The organism is Actinoplanes couchii (assembly GCF_016862075.1).
Lineage (GTDB): Bacteria > Actinomycetota > Actinomycetes > Mycobacteriales > Micromonosporaceae > Actinoplanes > Actinoplanes couchii.
The window spans coordinates 1-628 of the sequence record NZ_BOMG01000199.1 but is presented as its reverse complement, the minus strand read 5'-3'; the positions used below and the strand labels follow the sequence as shown (position 1 = coordinate 628).

1 protein-coding gene is annotated in these 628 nt (G+C 68.2%); it reads left to right on the top strand.

What is annotated here, in order from left to right; all coding sequences use genetic code 11:
* Window positions 1-628, top strand: a 628-nt coding sequence (locus tag Aco03nite_RS52475) for an IS256 family transposase (RefSeq protein WP_203810801.1), incomplete at both ends; no start/stop codon positions are given.

Genomic DNA, 628 nt, shown 5'->3' with positions numbered 1-628 from the left:
CCGGTCGGGTTCCTACTTCCCGGAATGGCTGCTCGAACGCCGTAAACGAGCCGAGGCAGCCATGATCAGCGTGGTCGCGACCTGCTACCTGCTCGGCGTCTCCACCCGCCGCATGGACAAACTCGTCCAGACCCTCGGCATCACGTCGCTGTCGAAGTCACAGGTCTCACGGATGGCCGCCGACCTCGACGAACAGGTCCACGCCTTCCGCACGAGGCCGTTGAACGAGTCCGGGCCGTTCACGTTCGTGGCCGCCGACGCCCTGACCATGAAGGTCCGCGAACAGGGCCGCGTCGTCAACGCCGTCGTCCTGGTCGCGACCGGCGTCAACGCCGACGGCCACCGCGAAGTCCTCGGCGTCAAGGTCGCCACCAGCGAGACCAGACAGGCCTGGAACGCGTTCTTCGCCGACCTGGTCGCCCGCGGCCTCACCGGCGTCCTGCTCGTCACCTCCGACGCCCACGCCGGCCTGGTCGATGCGATCGCCGCGAACCTGCCCGGCACGTCCTGGCAGCGCTGTCGCACTCACTTCGCGGCGAACTTGATGGCGGTGACCTCGAAGGCGGCCTGGCCGGCCGTCAAGACGATGCTGCACTCGGTCTATGACCAGCCCGACCCGGAATCGGTG